Genomic DNA, 18,679 nt, shown 5'->3' with positions numbered 1-18,679 from the left:
CCCCAGGCTATGCGCCGGGGTGTGGTGCGACGATCAAATGACGATCAGCTGAGGCCCGGAACCGCGTCAGAGAGCTCGCGGAGCAGCGCCGCCTTGCCTTTGGCGCCCACGATCCGCTTCACCGGCTGGCCGTCTTTGAACAAGATCATGGTGGGGATGGAGACCACCTGGAAGTTCTGGGCGGTTTCCGGGTTGGCGTCCACGTCGAGCTTGGCGACGGTGAGGTGATCGCTGCGCTCGCCGGCGATCTCCTCGAGTACCGGCGCCACCATCTTGCACGGTCCACACCACGTGGCCCAAAAGTCCACTAGCACAGGCTTATTGCTGGACAATACCTCGGTCGAAAACGACGCGTCCGAGACTTCTATTGTGGCCCCGGCCTTTTCGGCATCGGTCATTGTGGTGCTCCAATCAATGTGTCGGTACTGCCCGGAAATTCGGTGGCGTCGCCCTGGGCGGCGACGCTGGACGGTTCGTGGTCGGCGAGCCAGCGTTCGGCGTCGATGGCGGCCGAACAGCCGCTGCCGGCCGCGGTGACGGCTTGGCGGTAGGTGCGATCGACTAGATCCCCGGCGGCGAACACCCCCTCGATCGAGGTACTGGTGGTGCGACCCTGGACCAGCACATAGCCATCGGGGTCGGTCTCGAGCACCTCACGCACCAGCTCCGAACGCGGGTCATGCCCGATGGCCACGAACACCCCGCTCACCGCCAACGTCGAAACCTCACCGGTCACCGTGTCGCGCAACCGCAACCCCGTCACCGTGTCGACACCCTCCACGGCCTCGACCGCCTTATTGGTCACAATCGTGATCTTGTCGTTGGCCTTCGCCCGGTCCAGCATGATCCGCGAGGCCCGAAACTCCTCCCGGCGATGCACCAACGTCACACTGCGGGCAAAACGGGTCAAAAACGTGGCCTCTTCCATCGCCGAGTCCCCACCCCCGATCACCGCGATGTCTTGATCCTTGAAAAAGAACCCATCACAGGTCGCACACGACGACACCCCACGCCCCAACAACTCCTGCTCACCCGGCACCCCCAAATACCGGGCCGCCGCCCCCATGGCCAAGATCACCGCCCGCGCGCGCACCGTCTCACCCTCAGCCGTGGTCACCGACTTGATCGGCCCGTCCAACGCCACCGATTCGACGTCTTCCATCCGCAGATCAGCCCCAAACCGCAGCGCCTGCTCACGCATCTGATCCATCAACTCCGGACCCATGATCGCGTCACGAAAACCCGGATAATTCTCCACCTCGGTCGTCGTCATCAACGCCCCACCAAACGACGTCCCCTCAAACACCACCGGCGCCAACTGCGCCCGCGCCGTATACAACGCCGCGGTATACCCAGCAGGACCCGAACCAACAATGATCACGTCATGCACAGTGTCGGCGGTCATGAAACCCTTTCGAGCGATCGTCTCTGGACTCGTGTAAACGCCAGCGTAGGCACGGCTGTTCCCGGGTGTTCGGAATAACACGGGCACCGCCCATGGCACCACATTAGGGGCGCGGCACCTGGGTGTTGGCCAACAGCCCGGTATCGGCGGCGCTGCAGTTCGGTGACACGGCGTAGACCGAAAGGACGTGCGGGCCGTCGCCGGCGAGCACCAGCACGATGCCGGGGCGGGCGTTGATCTCGACCGGACGCGCACCTAGCACCTGTGTGGCCGCCGGATAGCCCAGACCGGTGAGGCAGGAGGCTCGCCGGGCGGGGTCGCCGAGCGTGGATCCAGCGGGGCCGAAGTCGGGAGCGCGGTCGAGCAGGCCGAGGATCTCGTCCGGGGAGAGCGGAACTTCCATCGGCGGTGTCGACACCGTGATGTGCTGGATGTCGTCCGGGGTGCTCGGAGCGGGGTCGGGAGCGTTCAGGAGCGCGACCGTGCCGAAGCCGATCGCGGCCAGCACCGCGCACAGACCGGCGATCGCCGCGATCACGCGGGCCGGGCGGGGGTGTGGGCGTGCGGAGTGTGCGGCCGGCCCGGCCGCGCCGCCGGTGGGGGGCTCCGCGGATCGCAGCGCCGCGGTGATGCGGGCGGCAACTTGCGGCGGTGGATCTGGAGCGGCGGCCGGATCGGCGCCGACGGCGGCGACCTCGCGGCGCACGCGGTTCAGCGCGGCGAACACACCCGCGGCCTGCGGGTCGGCGCGGACCTGCCGGCGGACCCGGGCTGCGGCCTCGTCGTCGAGTGTGCCGGCCTGTAGATCGGCGAGGAGTTCGACGGTCAGCGGCGGGTCGGGTTCCGCACTGCGGTGATCCGCCCCCTCGTTCTCCGCCGCGTTCATCGGACCCAGTGTCCGTCATGTACCGACGGATGGCCACGGATGGGCCCGCGCGGTGTCTGGTCAGGCCTGACCGGTGGCGGCCTCCGGTGTGGCGTGCGCGCCGGCGTTGAGGTAGCCCAGTAGTTCGGCGAGGCGGCCACGGCCGCGAGCGCAGCGGCTCTTGATCGTGCCTTCGGCTACGCCGAGCAACCGGGCGGTGTCGGCCACCGAGTAGCCCTGCATGTCGACGGCGACCACCGCCGCCCGCTGCTCGACGGGAAGCCGCATCAACGCGCGCTGCACCGCCATCGTCGTCTCGACCTGGGCCGTCCGATCAGCGACCGGGTAAACGTCCTCCAGCGGAACGGTCGGGTGGGTCTTGGTGCGGCGCAGCCGGTCCAGGCAGGCGTTGACCACGATGCGATGCAACCAGCTGCCGACGGCGGCGTCGTGCCGGAACGCGCCGGCGCCGCGGTGCGCGGAGAGCATCGCATCTTGCAGCGCGTCTTCGGCGTCCTCGGGGGTGCGCGTGGTCAGCCGGGCCACCCGGTGCAAGTGGCGCTGATGACGGAGAAAGAGCTCGCTGAAGGCGTAGCGGTCACCCGCCACGTGGGCTGCCAGCAGCTCGGCGTCACTGCGGTCCCGCTTGACGTTTCCCCCGAAGCCCACGGCCGGACATTAACTAATCCGGTATCCGGCGGCACTTCACTTGGCGGCGGCCATGTGAGTCGGCGGAACACGCGCGGATCAGGACGCGGCCTGGACCGTGATCTCGAAAAAGCCGGCTTGGCTCTTGCCGCTCGTGGTTCCCAGCGTCGAAATCCACACCAGCAGATTCGATGTCGGCGAACCCGCTCGGACCGGGATCACGTTGTGGCCGGGCTTGAGCGTGAAGGCCTGAGCCAGCAGCTTGGTGTCGTTGAGGGAGGCGGGCGCCGAGGAGGAGGCCGCGCGGATCTCGACCTTGGTCCCGGAGCTGGGCGTGTCGATGGTGACCTGCCCGACGACGGTGGGGCTGGGCAATTGCAGGATCAGGCCCTCACCCTGTTTGAAAGTGGGGAAGGGGACGGCGTCGGTGTAGACCTCGGTCGCCCAGGCGGTGGAGGGGTCGCCGTCGATCGCCTGTCCGGCCGTGCCCGGGTTATCGACCTCGCCGTCCGGGGAGTAGACGCTTGCCCTGGTGGGTTTGACGACGCTGCCGGCCGCGGCGGCGGACGTGGTGGCCGCCGACGACGAGGCGGACGACGAGGGGCCGTTGAGTCCGAGTTCGTCCTTGTTGAGGCCGCCGCCGACGTTGCCGAAGATCTTGCTCACCACCGACGCCAGCACCAGCAAGGCGACCACGATCACGGCCAGGCCGGCGCCCGCGCCGATGAGCACGTTGCGCCGCCGGCGCGCAAAATTCGCCTGCTCCTGGCCGGGCGAGATGAGCGCGGTCGACGGCGAGGGGGAATCGTCGATCGGGCCGAGCACCTCGGTGCGGTCAGCGACCGCGGTGGCCTGCTGAAGCAGGTTCAAAAGCGTTGAGGCGCTGCGTATTCCGCCGTCCTCCTGGACCGCCCGGACGGCGACCGCGGAGATCTGGAACGGGATGTCGCGGTCGACGGCCATCGGTTCGACGGGATTGCCCGACGAGTCGCGTTCGGCGGGCGCCAGCCCGCTGCGCACCCCGCTCTCCCGCAAGGGCCACCGGTTGACCAGCAGGGCATACAGCGCGGCCCCGATGCCGCGGATGTCGTCTTGGGGGTTGGCGTCGGGCATGGTCGCCGGGTAGGCCAACACGACGTCACCCTCGATGCTGACCCGCACCCGGCTGGGGTGATCGATCGACAGCGCGACGCCGGCGCGGTGGGCCGCGTCGGCGGCGGCGGCCAGCGACTGCATGGCGCGCACGGCGCCCACCGGTGACGGTGCGGTGTCGGCGACCTCCTGCAACGAACCACCGCGGATCCACTCGGAGACCACCAGACCGCCGGAGCCGGTGTGCACCACGTCGAGGACGCGGGCGATGCCGGGTTTGTCGATGCGGCTGAGCCGCAGCGTGCGGGACAGGATCTCCTGCAGCACCTCGTCGGGCAGGGCGCCGTCCGGGTCGACGAAGGTCAGTGCCACCTGCCGGTCCAGCGCGGTGTCCAGCGCCTGCCAGAACTGCAGTGGCGGGGCGCCGCCGTGGAACACCAGCAATCGATACCGGCCGCCGGCGATCCGGGCGCCGGGCACCAGGTGGACGTCGTCGCCGGACGTGTCCGCGGCGCGCTCGCGGGGCGCATCGAAGGAGGCCGGCCCGCGCCGGGATTCGCCGGCGAGGTCGCCGTTGGCCGGTTCGGGCGGGCGCGGCGTCGACCGTTGCGGCTCGTCGGCGGGAATGTCGGGCTGGAAGTCGTCGGCGACCGGCCGCGAAGTCCCTGACCCTGTGCCGGGCCCGGCGCTGGAAGCGGGGCTCTCCATCGGGCGGTCGGTCACCTCCGGTCCTTTCGCTAGCCGGGCTCGGTTTGCCCGCTCCGGAGGCCTGCGCCGGATCGGCTCCTGGACCGCATTGACCCCAGGCGGGGACGAATTCCTCTGCTCAGGGTACGTGACCGGGCGCCGGTGAGACGATCGATCCGCCGCCTTCGGCCTGCGGGGCCGCGGCCCCCGGCCGGTGATGCGGAACCGCAGGGCGTCCAGAGCGGCCCGGGCTTCGGGAACCTGCGCGCGGAGCATGACCGCGGCCGTGATCGGCAGCATGATGAGCCCCAGCACGAACAGGCGAAGGAGGGAGCCGGCGCCGCCGTGGTCGGTCAGCCGGTCCAGCCCGAACAACCGGTCCGCGACGTGCGCGATCAGGCCGGCCAACATCGATGCGGTGAGCGTCACCAGGATCGTGCGCACCTCGCCGATTCCGATCAGCTGGCCGCCCGCGGGCAACAGCGTGCGTCGCAGCAACACGTAGCCGATGACAGCGCCGGCGAGAAAACCGACGCCGTTGGCCATCCCCAAGAAGCCGGCGACCAGCTTGGGGTCGTCGGTGAGGTGGGGCGCCAGCACCGAGCCGAGGATCTTGACCGCGGTGATGACGAGGATGATCACGATCGGCGTCCAGGGCTGTTCGCGCGCGTAGAACACCCGCAGCTGCAAGAGGACCAGGCCGTAGGGGATGAGGGTGAACGCCGAGAGCGCGATCGCGGCGCCGAGGTATCCGGCGTCGACGTTTCCGAAATGACCGTAGGCGAACAGTGCGCTGCCCATCGCCGGACCGCCGACGGTCATGAAGGCCACGATCGGGATCAGCGTGATCAACGTCAGCCGGGTGGCGAGCGACAGATCGGCGAGCACGGCCTTGGTGTCGTTAGCAGCCGCGTTGCGGCTCAGCCGCGGCATCACCACCGTCAGCACCGTCACCCCGATCATGCCGAACGGCAGCATCAGGACCATCCACGTGTAGTTGTAGATCGCGGGCCCGGAGGCCGCCGCGGTGCTGGCGATCTGGTTGCCCACCACCAGCCCGAGCTGGCTGATCAGCACGTAGAGCACCATGGCGGCGGCCATGGCGCCGAACCGTTTGAGGCGTTCGTCGATACCCCACAGCGGGCGCAGGTCGACACGTTGCCGGCGCAGCGCGACCAGCAGCACCCCGGTCTGCACGAAGACGCCGAGCGTGGTGCCGATGGCGAGCACCAGCAGCTTGGCGTTGCCCATCCGGACGGGATCGACCGAGAGCTCGCCGGGGACCGCCGCATAGATCGCCAGGGTGGCCAGCGCGACGACGTTGTTGACAACGGGCGCCCACGCGGTCGGCCCAAACACGTTGCGGGTGTTGAGGATCGCCATGAACACCGAGGTGAGGCCGTAGGCGAGGACCTGGGGGAGAAGCAGGTAGGCGAAGGCGACGGTCAGCGGTTCGTTGACTTGCGGGGCGCGGCCGAGCATCAGCCGCACCAGCAGCGGCGCGGCGACGACCGAGACCACGGTGGCGAAGATCAGCAGCGCCGTCGTCAGCGTGACCAGGCGCCGCACGAACGCGGCGCCGCCGTCGGGGTCGCCCTGCTCGGCCCGCGCCAGCACGGGCACGAAGATCGCGGTGAACGTCGCCTCCAGGACGAGGGCCGCCACCAGGTTGGGCAGCTGATTGGCCACCGAGAACGCGCTCGACAACGCGGCGCCCAGGATCGCGGCGAGCAGCACCACCCGGGCGAAGCCGGTGAGCCGGCTGATCAGTGTCGCGAAGGCCATCGCCCAGGACCGCGACACCAGCGCAGCGTCCGACAGTTCCGGGCGTCGACGATCGATGCCGGCGGGCACGGGCGGCAGCGGTCCCGTCGGCGGCGAGCCCTGCATCGGGGAACGTCGCGACGGCTCGGGCAGGCGGTGGTGGTGTGAGGGCGCCTGCCGGTAGGCGGGGGTCATACTCGGTGCTCTTGTTCGACCCGCTGGTCGGCGTCGTCGTGCGTATCCCCGGAGTCGGCGGCGTGGCGGGCATGGGGCGGGTCGGGGCGGTCCAGGTCGGCGGGATCGGGCTGGCCGCGGAAGCGGTGCCAGAGCCGGCGCCCCGCCAGCAGCACCAGCACCGCCGCGGCGGACAGCGTGATCGCGAACAGGACCTTGCCGTAGGCGTTGGAATGCACCGACAAGCGCACCGGCTCGCCCAGCCGCAGACCGTCCGCCGTCCGCAGCGTCACGTCGACGGCGACGCGCTGGGTGAAGTTCACTTCGATCGGAATCCGCAGCGGGAGGTAACCGGGAGGCAGTTCGATCTGCCCGACGTCGGTGACGTTCATCCCCGGCGGGGCATCCACATGCACCCGCACGCGGATCGGCACGGTCAGGCCGTTGTGCAGCGCCAACGGCAGCGGACTGTGCTCGGTGGCCAGCGTGTACGAGCCGCCCGGGTTGACGATCGTGACGGCGCCGAACAGGTCGTTGATCGTCTTACCGACTACGGCCAGGCGCTCCTGCGCCAACCCGTTGCGGGAATCGGGCGGCTCGGACTGGCTCAGTGCGCGCAGCATGTCCTCGCGCAGCGGCGCGGTGTACTGCACCCCGGTCAGCCCGGTGCGGTCGTCGGTCATCAGTGCGGAGGTCAAACCCCACAACCGGCCGACCTGCCCGGCGATCGCGCCGGTGACGTCGTCGCTGACCTGGCCGCGCGCGGAGGGGTAGGCACCGGCCTCTTGCGGTGGTCCGGCGGGCGATGAGGCGTCGGCGACCACCGCCGGCAGGGGGCGCGGGACCGCCAAACCGGAGCGGATGGTGGTGCTCAGCGCGGTGAGCATGACCTGCGCGTCGTCGGCCTGCAGGTTCCAGGTGGCCGGCGGGACCAGGATCTGGGTGCGGGGCGCGTCGTCGCGTTGGAGCGCGTGCCAGAAGATCGAGCCCAGGGCGTCCTGGCGGCGGGCGGTCACTGAATCGTGCGCCAGGTGGACTGTCAGGGCGGGGTCCAGATAGGTGGGCACTTCGGGGGCAGATCCCGCTCCGGCCAGGGCGGCGCCGACGGCCGGATCGAACGGCGCAACCGTGACCTGCGGGGACAACCGCCGGGGAGCGGTGTCGACCGCGGTTTCCTGGGTGTCGGCGGCCGACAGGTCGGCGGCGGCAATCGCGACCGTGCCCTCGTTGGCGCTGAGCAGCTTGACCGCGCGGCCGGTCAGCGGGGCGTCGGGCACCAGCGTGGCGCCGCGGACGGAGGAGACGTCGAGGATTTTGTCGACGATGCTGTTGCCACTGGTGGTGGCGGTGGCGGTGAGGCCGGGATCGTTGACGCGCTGCAGGGCGTCCAGATCGGTTTGCGCGTAGGGCAACGGGGCGACGCAGGTCCGGTGCGCGAGCGCGCGCAGGCGGTTCAGCCATTCGGCCGCGGTGGCCTGGCCCGTACCGGGGTGCGTCGGGGCGCCGGGAAGTTGAGCCGGGCCGTCGGGGGAATTGGACACGACGTAGCCGGCGGTCATCGCGTTGACGGTGACCAGCAGGTCCGGGTCGATCGCCAGACACAGCGCGCGGCCGACGGCGCCGTCGGGGTCGACGTCGTGACTGGTCGCGACCTCGGCCGCCGACAGCAGGATGTCGAGCCGGCCGCCGCCGGCCAGGGAGGTGGCCAGGTCGTCGTCGACCAGGCGGACCGGGATGGTCCCCCCGGGTACGCCGGGGGCCAGCCGCGGCCGGTCGGCCAGCGGCCACAGCATGGTGATCCCCACCGGTTTGGAGGTGTCGGGCGCGACGGCGGAGCCCACGTCGTCGGCGCGGTCCGGCGGCACCCCGACCACGGGCAGCAGGAAACGCGCGTTGTCCAGCCGCGCGGGAGCGCCGTAGTCGGGCGTGCCATTGACGTTGACCAGGACCGGATAGATGCCGGGCTTTTCCACTCCCAGCGACTGCTTGGTCAGCGCGCGCAGCGGAGCCGACAGGGTGAAGCCGACTTTTTGCCCGCGCTGCAGTTCGGGCGCCACGGTGAGGAAATCGGCGGCCGCCTCGTATCGGTCGGTGTCGCCGTCCAGGGTGGTGCGCAAGCCGGCGGAGGCGGTGATCGCGCCGGCGTGTTCGAGACGGACCATGACATCGCGGACGGGGCGGTCGCCGACGTTGATCACCATGCCGCTGACGGTCACGACGGGCGGACTGGTGGTGGTGACCACGTCCGGGGTCACTTGGTCGATGCGAACCCGGATAAACGGCGTACCGCCCGGCTCGCCCGCGGCCGCGGGCGGAACCACCGGCCCGGCGAGTACCGCAAGTCCGGCCACGATGCCGAGCACGGCCGCGATGCGCAACAAGCCGGCCCAACTGAAAAGCGGCGCCGTCACGGCCCCGGTCCGTGGCCATTCTTCCGGCCGGTGGCCGGTTTGTCAGCATGCCGAGTCCGCGAGTGCGTCTGCGGGCGGCGCCGCGGCGAGCTGGGCGGCAGCGGGGGAAGCGCGGCCGGTCCGTCGCTTTGCAGCTTGTCAATCAGTTCGTCGGCCACGCGGGCCAGGCGGCGTTCGTCGGCGTAGGCCAGCCGCGACGGCAGTTCTTGCATCGGCACCCAGGCCACCTCGGCGACTTCGAGATCCTCGTCAGAGAGCTCGCCGCCGGAGAAGCGCATTAAGTAGTGGTGCACGGTCTTGTGCACGCGGCGCCCGTCGGTGACGAACCAGTAGTCGATGCGCCCCAATGCGGCCAGCACACTGCCCTCGATGCCGGTCTCTTCGGCTACTTCTCTGATGGCGGTCTGTTCGGCCGTCTCGCCGAGTTCGATGTGCCCCTTGGGCAGCGACCACAACATCCGCCCACGCCGGTCGATGCGGCCGATCAGGGCGGCGACCTGCGAGTCGCGCGGTCCGTCGAGCCCGTCGATCACCAACCCGCCCGCGGACGTTTCGTGCACCGTGCGCAGCCGCTCCGGCCCGTGGCGAGACGCGCGGGATCGGCGCGATTTCGTGGCTGTCGAATCGCCGTTCACTTGACCCGTGGTCTGCTTCTCGGACGAAGCCGCAGCGCCACGACCGCGGCGCCGTCCCCGGCGCCGACGTGGTTTGCCTTGTTCGCCGTCCGACACCCAAGCGATAGTAGCTGGCACGGCATGCTCTCCTGGACATACTCGCCGCTGGATGAGTGCGCGATGGCGCAATAGCCACAACGGTCCCGTCGCGTCAGATCGGGCCGATTGCTTGGGCTATTGCGTAAGCCGCGCCGAAGACGGTCAGGGACAGCGGCCCGGACAGGCTGCCGATGAACATTCCGCGCCCGAGCTGACCCACCACTCCGGAAGGCCACACCCACGCGACAAACGCGGAGATTGCGAGATAGACGAGCACTAGCGGAAGCACGAACACGATTGAATAGGGTATGAAGAGCCACGTGGCGAGCTCGACGACGAAGATGTGCAGCGTGGCGACCAGAAAAGTGACTGGGCCATAGCGAAATTGCGATGCACTGATCGTTGGTTCATCAGTCATCGCAACACCTTTCAGCGCAGAATCAGGTAGGCGTAGATGGCCCCGCCGACCAAGACGACGACGGCGGATGCCGCCACGCTGAGGCCAATGCCGCGATTGCGCGCAGACGGCGACCTCAAGAACATGGCGCCGATCACTAGGGACACCAAAGCCGCAATGACGGTCGAGGTCAGCATCCATGCGCGCTCACCGGCGTACGCGCTGTGCGTTTCGAATGGCCATTTGCCCAGCAGCCACATCACGACAAGCAACGCCGCCAACGTCAGTTGAACGACGAAAGGCGCCGACCATGTGGCCGTGCGCCAGGCGGCGGCATCGAGATAATTCGAGCGGGCCGACGACATGGCTGCGTAACGCTACTACTGCAAATCGCTAGGTCAACTCACCTGCAGTGCGCACCCGCCATGACCCGGGCGGGTGCGAGGCTCCTCACACCGGCATTCCGTCTCCAGCCGACTAGGCTGATCGAACGTGCCTGACGCCGCCCAGGATGCCGAGCTGCTGACCGCCGCCGCGGTCGCACTCAACAGGCATGCGCCCATGCTCGCCGAGCTGGGCTCGGCGTTCGACGCCGCGGGCCACCAGCTCTATCTCGTCGGCGGTTCGGTGCGGGATGCCTTGCTGGGCAGGTTGAGTCCCGACCTCGACTTCACCACCGACGCGCGCCCCGAGCAGGTGCAAAACATCCTGCGGCGATGGGCCGACAACCTGTGGGACACCGGAATCGAATTCGGCACCATCGGCGTCGGCAAGAACGACCATCGCTTGGAGATCACCACATTTCGCGCCGACACCTACGACCAGGTGTCGCGGAATCCTGAGGTGCGGTACGGCGATCGCCTCGAAGACGATCTGGTCCGCCGCGACTTCACGGCCAACGCGATGGCCGTCCGCATCACGCCGGAGGGGCCGGGTGAATTCCTCGACCCGCTCGGTGGGCTGGCGGCGCTGCGCGAGCGGGTGCTGGACACCCCGGCCGCGCCCGAAGTGTCCTTCGGCGACGATCCGTTGCGCATGCTGCGAGCGGCGCGGTTTGTCTCGCAGCTCGGCTTCACCGTCGCGCCGCGGGTGCGCGAGGCGATCGAACAGATGGCGCCCCAGCTGGCCCGGATCAGCGCCGAACGGGTGGCCGCCGAATTGGACAAGCTGGTGCTCGGCGACGACCCGACGGCCGGGATCGACCTGCTGGTGCAGACCGGCATGGGCGAGGTGGTGTTGCCCGAGGTCGGCGGCATGCAGATGGCCATCGACGAACACCATCAACACAAGGACGTCTACCAGCATTCGTTGACCGTGCTGCGCCAGGCGATCGCACTCGAAGACGATGGCCCCGATTTGGTACTGCGCTGGGCCGCGTTATTGCACGACATAGGCAAGCCCGCCACCCGACGCCACGAAGCCAACGGTGGGGTGAGCTTCCACCACCATGAGGTCGTCGGCGCCAAGATGGTCCGAAAGCGGTTGCGGGCCTTGAAGTATTCCAAGCAGATGGTCGAGGACATCTCGCAGCTGGTGTATCTGCATCTGCGATTCCACGGCTACGGCGAGGGCAACTGGACCGATTCCGCGGTGCGCCGCTACGTCACCGATGCCGGCCCGCTGTTGCCGCGGTTGCACAAACTGGTGCGCGCCGACTGCACGACGCGCAACAAGCGGCGCGCCGCGCGGCTGCAGTCCAGCTACGACCGGCTCGAGACGCGGATCGAGGAGTTGGCGGCGCAGGAGGATTTGGCGCGGGTGCGCCCCGACCTGGACGGCAACCAGATCATGGAACTGCTCGGCATTCCCGCGGGTCCCCAGGTCGGTGAGGCGTGGCGGTTTTTGAAAGAGCTGCGCCTGGAGCGCGGTCCGTTGGACAGCGACGAGGCGACCGCGGAATTGTTGGCGTGGTGGCAGTCGCGGGGGAACGCCTAGCGGCGGGGTCGCGTCCGAGTAGTCGTGGACTATTGCATCGGTGGCGATGATGGCGCGGCGGCGATTTGGCACGGGCAACCCGACTTGGACCTCGACGGCGATGGCCGCTTCGAATCGATCGGGATGGACTTCGACCACGACGGGCTGCGCGACGACGCGCTCGCCGACCTCGACGGCGACGGTCTTGTCGATCACGCCGTGCTCGACCTCGACAACGACGGCACCCCCGAGGCCTACTTCACCGACGACGGATCCGGGACGTGGGCGGTGGCGATGGACCGCGGCGGCCAACTGCGCTGGTTCGGCCTCGACGGTGTCGAGCACACCGGCGGTCCGCTGGTCGATCTCGACGGCCACGGGCGTTCCGATGACCGGCTTCTCGATACCGACGGCAACGGGCTGGCCGACCGGGTGCTGCGCTCTGACGATAACGGTGTGACCGGATACGTCGACACCGACGGCGACGGCAAGTGGAACGTCCGGCTGACCGACAGCGACGGAGACGGTCTCGCCGACGGCGCGAGCGCCCTATGAGGTTGTTAGCGTAGCGATTTCGGTTCGACGGCGGCAGCGATGGAACTCCGCTACATCAGCCTCCCGTTTCTCGTCGCTGAATCCGGCGGTGATCCGTGGGTGCTCAACGCCAGCTTGCAATCTGGGCGCCCGGCGCGGATCTCCGATCTGGCGCGGGCCTTCCGCGCCGCCGGGGCCAGTACCTCCGAGGCCACTGCCGCCTTTGAGGCAGCTCGCCGGCGGTTCGAGGCGGCGTGGAATCGCCGACGTGGTGAGCATCCCATCAACGACTCCGACGAAGTACGATGCGTGTCGCGGTCGCTCGGCCTGCAGGCCGAGCAATTACCCAAGATCGCAATTGATTTGGAGAATGTCGCCGCTGCATTGGCCGAAGCGCAACGGACGGCTGCGTGGTACATCGCCGCGCTGGAGTACGACCTACAAGATATCGACGACGAGATTTGCGAAACCCTTGCGGACGGGGACCGCTGCGGCGTCGATGATCGGCGGGGGGAGGCCGTCGACGAGACGAGGGCGATCGTGTTCGTGCTCGGCCAGATACGTGACCAGTATGCGACGGTACTCCGCGCGGCGCTGGGCGCTTTGCGAGCAGACGGTGCTGACCCGGTCGAGATCAGCGGCGTCGACGAGCTGCTGATCCCGCCGTCGGACACCAGCCCGAATCTGGTCAAAAGCTGGTGGGACTCGTTGAGCACCAACCAAAAGCGGCTCCTGACCGATCAACACCCCCCCGAGTTGGGAAACCTCAACGGGATTCCGGCCGATGCGCGCGACGCGGCGAATCGGGCGGCGATGAACGACGACTTGCAGAAGGTCGAAGGCGCCGCACGTCGCCGCGGGTTGACACCGGAAGCGTTGCGCGACAAGGCACTCAACAATCGGGATGCCGACGTGTTCACCTGCCCTTGGGAATACGGTCTATGCGGCATAGACATCGCCAGGTACCGGAATGCGGTGAAGACCAATGATTTCCTCGCGCGCGACGAACGTTCTGACGCGCCTCGCGGCCTTCCGATCATGTTGTGGGCTTATGACCCGCTGGCGTTCGACGGCAAGGGCAGGGCTGCGGTCGCAATTGGCAACCCGGACAGGTCCCGGAACACGGCCGTCATGGTTCCGGGGACCAACAGCAGCGTCAGGGGCGGATGGATGTCCAACGGCCCCGATGACGCCATCAACCTCTACGAGCAGTCGGCGAAGGCCGATCCGAAAGGTACGACCGCGGTGTTGGCGTGGATGGGTTATGACGCACCGGAATTCGATCCTCCGCATTGGCAGCAGACACTCACCCGCCCAGCGGAACTAGAGCAGGTTGGCACTCCATGGAGGGCACGGCAGGCGGGTGCGCTGCTGGCCGCCGACGTCAACGGTCTCGCGGCGACCCACGATGCGGGCACGCCGAGACATGTCACCGTCCTCGGACATTCCTATGGATCCACGACCGTGGCCGATGCCTTTGCCGACAGCGGCATGCGCGCCAATGATGCCGTGCTAACCGGTTGCCCGGGAACCGATTTGGCGCACCGCGCCGCGGACTTTCGGCTCGACGGCGGCAGGCTGTATGTGGGCGCCGCGTCAACCGATGCGATCAGCTGGATCGGGGAGTCCGGCAGCGGGCTTCCGAACGGGCTGAACGAGACGCTCGGGGGACCGCTGGGCCCGTGGGCCGGACTGGGCGCCGACCCGGCTCACGAAGCTTTCGGAGCGGTGCGCTTTCGCGCCGAAGTCGCCGGCTCGCACAGCCTCGCGCCCTGGTTCACCGACCACGGGCACTATTACGACGTGGGCAGCGAAGCGCTGCACAACATGACTCAAATTGTCACCGGGCACGGCGATCGTTTGGCCGCCGAAGGCATGCTGGCGGCCGACCGAGCTCAGGCGCGGATAGCGATGCCTCGCCAGCTCCACAGTCCCTTGGGAACGGTCTCGCTACCCCACCTCGAGATACAGATGCCCGTCGCCGTGGACCCGGAATGGGATCGCCCGGCGCGGACCGTCACCAACGGGCATGGTTTCTAGGAGCGACGGAGGCAGCGATTCGCCCCGACGCCCGGTGAATTGACCGCTGGCCAGCGTGCGTTTAGGCTGGTCAAAAGGCTATGAGGCCACTGGAGGCCGTGTCGGCCCGAAGTTCGGAAGGAGTGCCAATGTTCGTCAATCCGGAGCAATTGCACTCAGGAGGCAACCAGTCTCACCGCGCGGGTGGGCACGCCCAAGAAGGGGCCGATCACCTCGCCGGCGGAACCCTGGAGTCAGGGATGTTCGGTGATTTCGAAGCGGCCGCCAGCTTCCACAGTGCCGTGACGGCCGCACACGGGCAGCATGTGAAAAACCTGCAAGGCCACAGCGAAACGCTGACCGGGGTCGGTACGAAGGCACACCGCGCGGCCAACGGGTTCACCAATATGGATCAGCACAACGCTGCCGAACTCAAGGCGGTGCGACCGAGTTCGGGCCCGTCGGCGCTGAACGGCTGAGGCAGGCTCGTGGCGGAAGAGCAGCCCTCTAATCCGGTTGCGGGCCCGCCCTTCGAGCAGTGGGCACCGGGTTATCCGCCTCCGCCACCAAAACGCTCCCAGTTCTGGCCAGCGATCGTTGTGGGTACGTTTGTTATAGCGGTGGCCGCCACGATAGTGGCCGTCGTTGCACTGGTTGTAGCTACGAACCGACCGCCCGCGTCTGGCCCGACGCCTACTACGTCCTCTCCGACCTATAGTGCTGCCGAAGTCTCCGCGGCGCACCAAAAGTTGTGCGACGCTTACAAGCTCGCTGCACGAGCCGTCCAAATTGAAACGAATGGAGAAAACCCAGCATTGGCGGGCATCGCCACCGTCAATGGGGCGTTGATCCTAGAGCACGCGTTGAGTACAACGCCTGCGATCGCAGTTGGCGATCGCACTGCAGCAGTGGCGTTGGCGGAGGCGTACAGCAATGCGCAAGCCACTGCCGCGACAGTGCGTCAGCGCGACGATCCCTTGTGGCAGTCGACGATCGGCGATGTCAACGCGAAGGATATCGCCATGAAAATGGTATGCGGGCGCGGGTGACCTACCCCCGGCAAGTCACGGTGATTGATCGTTAGTCAGTTAGCTGTTCAACTATTGGAGCAGTCTCCGGGAGACGGTCTCGGAGGGGCGTGCGAATTATGAGGAGGACGTATGGCGGAGGATTTGCCTCCAGCTTCGGGTGGGGGGCCAACCGGGGGCCCGCCGCCGAATCCAATGCAGTGGCCACCAGCGTTTCCCACGCAGCCGCCGCCACGCCCGCGGCCATGGTCAGCGATCATTCTGGCCGCGATTGCCGGACTGCTGGGCGCAGCGGCTCTGGTTGTTGCGCTGACGCGGACTGTGGGAAGCCCGTCGACGACCTCTGCAACTACTTCTACGACCCCTTCGTACACCGCGGAGCAAACGGCGGCAGCGCATCAGAAGTTATGTGATGCCTACAAGTTGGCGTCGCGCGCAGTGCAAATAGAGACGAATGGCACTAACCAGGCGTTCGCAGGAATCGCGACCGTCAATGGCGCAGTGATGTTGCAAGAAGCCGTGAATAACAATCCGGGGCTTGCTCCGAGTGAACGTGCCGCCGCGCTCGCTTTAGCTGAGGCCTACAGCAACGTTGCGGCCACATCCAGCTTGGCGGGCGGCCAAGACCCAGCATGGCAATCTGCCTTGAACGATGCCAACGCCAAGGATGCTTCGATGAAAAGGGTCTGCGGGAGCGGGTGACCATACCTCCGCGTCAGTCCGGCTGATTGATCCTTAGTCAGTTAGCTGTTCAACTATTGGAGTATCGGAGCAAATCTCCGGGAGCCGAAAGGGTTAGTAGAGCGCCAGGACAGTCCACTTCGTAGTGAATTGCTGTCGTCGCGTTGCCTGCCTCACTATTGAAACGATAAGGGTGCCGGGCACTCGGAAACGGGACTTACCGCGCTGCCGACGAATAGGGGGACGGATGGAGGGCGACGCGCCTTCGGGCTTCGGTCAGGGGCCAGCCGCACAGCGGCCTGCGGGGAACGGGCCGCCTCACCCAGTTGAGCAGCCCGCGACGCGCTCACGCCCGTGGCTGGCGATTGCTGTTGTGGCGACGGCTGCGACAGCTGTCGCTGCACTGATCGTGGCGCTAACTCGGTCTGCGCATCCGAATTCGTCGACGTCCATCCCTACGGAACCGACTCATACCGCTACGGAAACTGCAGTGGCGTCACAGCGGCTTTGCGATACCTACAAGCTGGCCGCCAGAGCCGTCCAAGTTGATACAAACGGCAGCGATAAGGCGTTCGCGCGCACCGCCCTTACGAACTCCGCCATCCTGCTTTACAACGCAACCAACGACCCTGCTCTGGACGAACAGCACCGCGGTGCCGCCGGGGCGCTAGTAACGGCGTACCTGACGGACACGGCGAAGAGCAGCGAGGGAGTCGCCCCCGATTCCGAATTTCAGGGTGCTGTCGCCGACGTGAACGCAGAGGACGCGGCAATGAAAAAGGTATGCGGTGTGGGCTGACCTTCCGCCGGGCACCTGGACGGCTGCGCTAATTGGACCGTGGTGGCCAGCGCCGTCGACGGCACTACGGGCCGGTGCCCAACATTGGGGTGAAGCATGCGCGGAGCAGCAGCTCTATTCGCAGACCTTGCGCACCCAGTGGACGTTATTCGCGGCGCAGAATCAGGGGCATACGGCAGACGACCTTATAGACCGCTTCCAGCAGGGCGAGAAGTTTCACCTGGACCTCGCCGAGAAGTATCAAACAAAGGCATCGGCATTCAATTCTGCCGCCGACGCCACTGACTATCTACGAAGTAGATTGGCAGAGATTGCGAATTCGGGTAATAACGAGATCAATCAAATACTTGCGTCGAAGAAGTTGCTTCCGCAAAAGTTAGCGGAAATACAAGCTGTACAGGCGCGCTGTAACGCGGATGCCGGGAACGCTAGTCGTGACGCGCTCGACAAGATGACGGCGGCGACGCAGAAAATCCTCAATGTTGAAGGTATAGGGGGCGACGCTCGGAGCTGGGCGCGTGCCAACGGCTTGAACGTCGACGATCCTCCTCCACCGAGCCCGATCAGTGAGCATGACTTGAATTCGGCTGCACCCCAACCTGGAGGCTCAGGTACGCAAGCGCTTGGGGGTGGCACGGAGCGGGGTGGGGGTGCGTCGGCCGCGGCATCCGGGGGTTCAGGCGTGGGCGGAGGACAAGGCCGCGTTGGTTCTTCGCCGGGAGGCGGCGCGCCGGCTCGGGTGGCAGCCCTCGGTGGCGCCGGGGGCCACGGTGCTGAGGTGCCAGGTGGCGGTGGCGGTGGCGGTGGAGCAACGGGACCATCGTCAGCGGTCAGCGGCCTGCAGGGGCATGGTGTACAGATGCCGGGTGGCGGTGGTGCAACGGGACCATCGTCAGCGGTCAGCGGCCTGCAGGGGCATGGTGTACAGATGCCGGGTGGCGGTGGTGCAACGGGACCATCGTCAGCGGTCAGCGGCCTGCAGGGGCATGGTGTACAGGCGCCGGGTGGCGGTGCGACAGCTGGCCCATCATCAGGGGCGCCAGTGGGTGGCCTTCAGGGCCACGGCACACAGTTCCTGGGTCCGTCACCAGGAGCCTCGACGGGTGTGCCGACCGGCGCGCCGTTGTCGGGTGGCGCAGGAACCGTATCGCCAGGAATGTCAGGCATTCAAGGCGGCGGCATGTCGATGTCACCGGCCGGCCTCGGCCAAGGCGCTCAGCCCAACCTGGCTCAATCCTTCACATCGGGCTTTGCGACGGGCCAGGCGACAGGCCCTCAGGGGCAAGTATTTTCGTCGGGAGCGTTTAACGCATTCGACGGCGGGACGCCCCAAACCCCGCAGGGCGTGCCGGCAGTTGCACCGACTGTGCCCAGCGCCGGAGCGTTCATTGCGGCAACGCCTCCCGTCGACGCGCCCCCGCCGGCAGCCCCCGCCCCGATGACAACCGGCGGAGCCACGTCCGTAGCGCCGGCGGTCATGACCGGTAGTTCGTGGTCGTCGCCCGGGGCCTCAGTCGGCGGCGGACCGTCCATCCCATCAGGATCGTT

15 protein-coding genes and 1 pseudogene are annotated in these 18,679 nt (G+C 67.6%); 7 read left to right on the top strand and 9 right to left on the bottom strand.

Annotated features, from left to right (window positions below):
• Window positions 1–44 precede the first annotated feature (44 nt).
• The 9 genes from trxA to G6N26_RS17750 form a co-directional block, all read right to left on the bottom strand.
• Window positions 45–398: a thioredoxin gene (gene trxA, locus G6N26_RS17790; protein WP_008262471.1), complete on the bottom strand. Its 354-nt coding sequence runs from the start codon at window positions 396–398 to the stop codon at window positions 45–47.
• Window positions 395–1,405: a thioredoxin-disulfide reductase gene (trxB, locus tag G6N26_RS17785; RefSeq protein ID WP_083015765.1), complete on the bottom strand. Its 1,011-nt coding sequence runs from the start codon at window positions 1,403–1,405 to the stop codon at window positions 395–397. Before trxB ends, trxA begins: the two co-directional genes overlap by 4 nt.
• 103 nt (window positions 1,406–1,508) lie before the next feature.
• A complete protein-coding gene (locus G6N26_RS17780; RefSeq protein ID WP_067168087.1) occupies window positions 1,509–2,291 on the bottom strand; it encodes a hypothetical protein in 783 nt (260 codons plus the stop codon).
• 60 nt (window positions 2,292–2,351) lie between these two features.
• Window positions 2,352–2,939, bottom strand: a complete 588-nt coding sequence (gene sigM, locus G6N26_RS17775) for an RNA polymerase sigma factor SigM (protein WP_083015769.1) — start codon at window positions 2,937–2,939, stop codon at window positions 2,352–2,354.
• Window positions 2,940–3,017: 78 nt separating this feature from the next.
• Window positions 3,018–6,587 (bottom strand): murein biosynthesis integral membrane protein MurJ, encoded by a 3,570-nt coding sequence (locus G6N26_RS17770; RefSeq protein WP_067168092.1) that lies wholly within the window; start codon window positions 6,585–6,587, stop codon window positions 3,018–3,020.
• A 65-nt stretch (window positions 6,588–6,652) separates the two neighbouring features.
• Window positions 6,653–9,046: a hypothetical protein gene (locus G6N26_RS17765; RefSeq protein ID WP_067168085.1), complete on the bottom strand. Its 2,394-nt coding sequence runs from the start codon at window positions 9,044–9,046 to the stop codon at window positions 6,653–6,655.
• Entirely contained in the window at window positions 9,043–9,777 is a 735-nt protein-coding gene (locus G6N26_RS17760) for an NUDIX hydrolase (RefSeq protein WP_067168084.1), read from the bottom strand. The genes G6N26_RS17765 and G6N26_RS17760 overlap by 4 nt, the downstream gene beginning before the upstream one ends.
• A gap of 94 nt (window positions 9,778–9,871) precedes the next feature.
• Complete coding sequence (locus G6N26_RS17755) at window positions 9,872–10,177, bottom strand: hypothetical protein (RefSeq protein WP_083015772.1); 306 nt, start codon at window positions 10,175–10,177, stop codon at window positions 9,872–9,874.
• Between the two features lie 11 nt (window positions 10,178–10,188).
• The gene (locus tag G6N26_RS17750; RefSeq protein WP_225323513.1) at window positions 10,189–10,521 is read right to left on the bottom strand and encodes a hypothetical protein; all 333 of its coding nucleotides are present in this window, start codon (window positions 10,519–10,521) and stop codon (window positions 10,189–10,191) included.
• A 127-nt stretch (window positions 10,522–10,648) separates the two neighbouring features.
• On the opposite strand from G6N26_RS17750, the gene G6N26_RS17745 reads away from it, so the two are divergent.
• From G6N26_RS17745 to G6N26_RS26435, 7 genes and pseudogenes are all read left to right on the top strand, one after another.
• Entirely contained in the window at window positions 10,649–12,091 is a 1,443-nt protein-coding gene (locus tag G6N26_RS17745; protein ID WP_083015775.1) for a CCA tRNA nucleotidyltransferase, read from the top strand.
• Window positions 12,092–12,115: 24 nt separating this feature from the next.
• Window positions 12,116–12,625 (top strand): pullulanase, encoded by a 510-nt coding sequence (locus tag G6N26_RS17740; RefSeq protein ID WP_083015778.1) that lies wholly within the window; start codon window positions 12,116–12,118, stop codon window positions 12,623–12,625.
• A 39-nt stretch (window positions 12,626–12,664) separates the two neighbouring features.
• The gene (locus G6N26_RS17735) at window positions 12,665–14,644 is read left to right on the top strand and encodes a putative alpha/beta hydrolase (RefSeq protein ID WP_083015781.1); all 1,980 of its coding nucleotides are present in this window, start codon (window positions 12,665–12,667) and stop codon (window positions 14,642–14,644) included.
• A 128-nt stretch (window positions 14,645–14,772) separates the two neighbouring features.
• A complete protein-coding gene (locus G6N26_RS17730; RefSeq protein WP_083015784.1) occupies window positions 14,773–15,102 on the top strand; it encodes a DUF2563 family protein in 330 nt (109 codons plus the stop codon).
• Between the two features lie 120 nt (window positions 15,103–15,222).
• Window positions 15,223–15,672 carry a hypothetical protein gene (locus G6N26_RS26585; RefSeq protein ID WP_083015787.1) on the top strand — a complete coding sequence of 150 codons (450 nt, stop codon included), beginning with the start codon at window positions 15,223–15,225 and terminating at the stop codon, window positions 15,670–15,672.
• Between the two features lie 24 nt (window positions 15,673–15,696).
• Window positions 15,697–16,353 (top strand): annotated as a pseudogene (locus tag G6N26_RS26440) (hypothetical protein).
• Between the two features lie 469 nt (window positions 16,354–16,822).
• Window positions 16,823–17,131 (top strand): hypothetical protein, encoded by a 309-nt coding sequence (locus tag G6N26_RS26435; protein ID WP_308208077.1) that lies wholly within the window; start codon window positions 16,823–16,825, stop codon window positions 17,129–17,131.
• The last annotated feature ends 1,548 nt before the right edge of the window (window positions 17,132–18,679 follow it).

Origin of the sequence: Mycobacterium marseillense, from assembly GCF_010731675.1 — a bacterium.
Classification (GTDB): Bacteria; Actinomycetota; Actinomycetes; order Mycobacteriales; family Mycobacteriaceae; genus Mycobacterium; species Mycobacterium marseillense.
The sequence above is the reverse complement of the archived record's forward strand: the minus strand, read 5'-3'. Positions and strand labels throughout refer to the sequence as shown.

Coding starts and splice junctions, on each gene's coding strand:
- G6N26_RS17770 (WP_067168092.1), bottom strand. CDS start 6,587: ATGCAGGGCTCGCCGCCGACGGGACCGCTGCCGCCCGTGCCCGCCGGC.
- G6N26_RS17750 (WP_225323513.1), bottom strand. CDS start 10,521: ATGTCGTCGGCCCGCTCGAATTATCTCGATGCCGCCGCCTGGCGCACG.
- G6N26_RS17735 (WP_083015781.1), top strand. CDS start 12,665: ATGGAACTCCGCTACATCAGCCTCCCGTTTCTCGTCGCTGAATCCGGC.
- G6N26_RS17730 (WP_083015784.1), top strand. CDS start 14,773: ATGTTCGTCAATCCGGAGCAATTGCACTCAGGAGGCAACCAGTCTCAC.
- G6N26_RS17755 (WP_083015772.1), bottom strand. CDS start 10,177: ATGACTGATGAACCAACGATCAGTGCATCGCAATTTCGCTATGGCCCA.
- trxB (WP_083015765.1), bottom strand. CDS start 1,405: ATGACCGCCGACACTGTGCATGACGTGATCATTGTTGGTTCGGGTCCT.
- trxA (WP_008262471.1), bottom strand. CDS start 398: ATGACCGATGCCGAAAAGGCCGGGGCCACAATAGAAGTCTCGGACGCG.
- G6N26_RS17780 (WP_067168087.1), bottom strand. CDS start 2,291: ATGAACGCGGCGGAGAACGAGGGGGCGGATCACCGCAGTGCGGAACCC.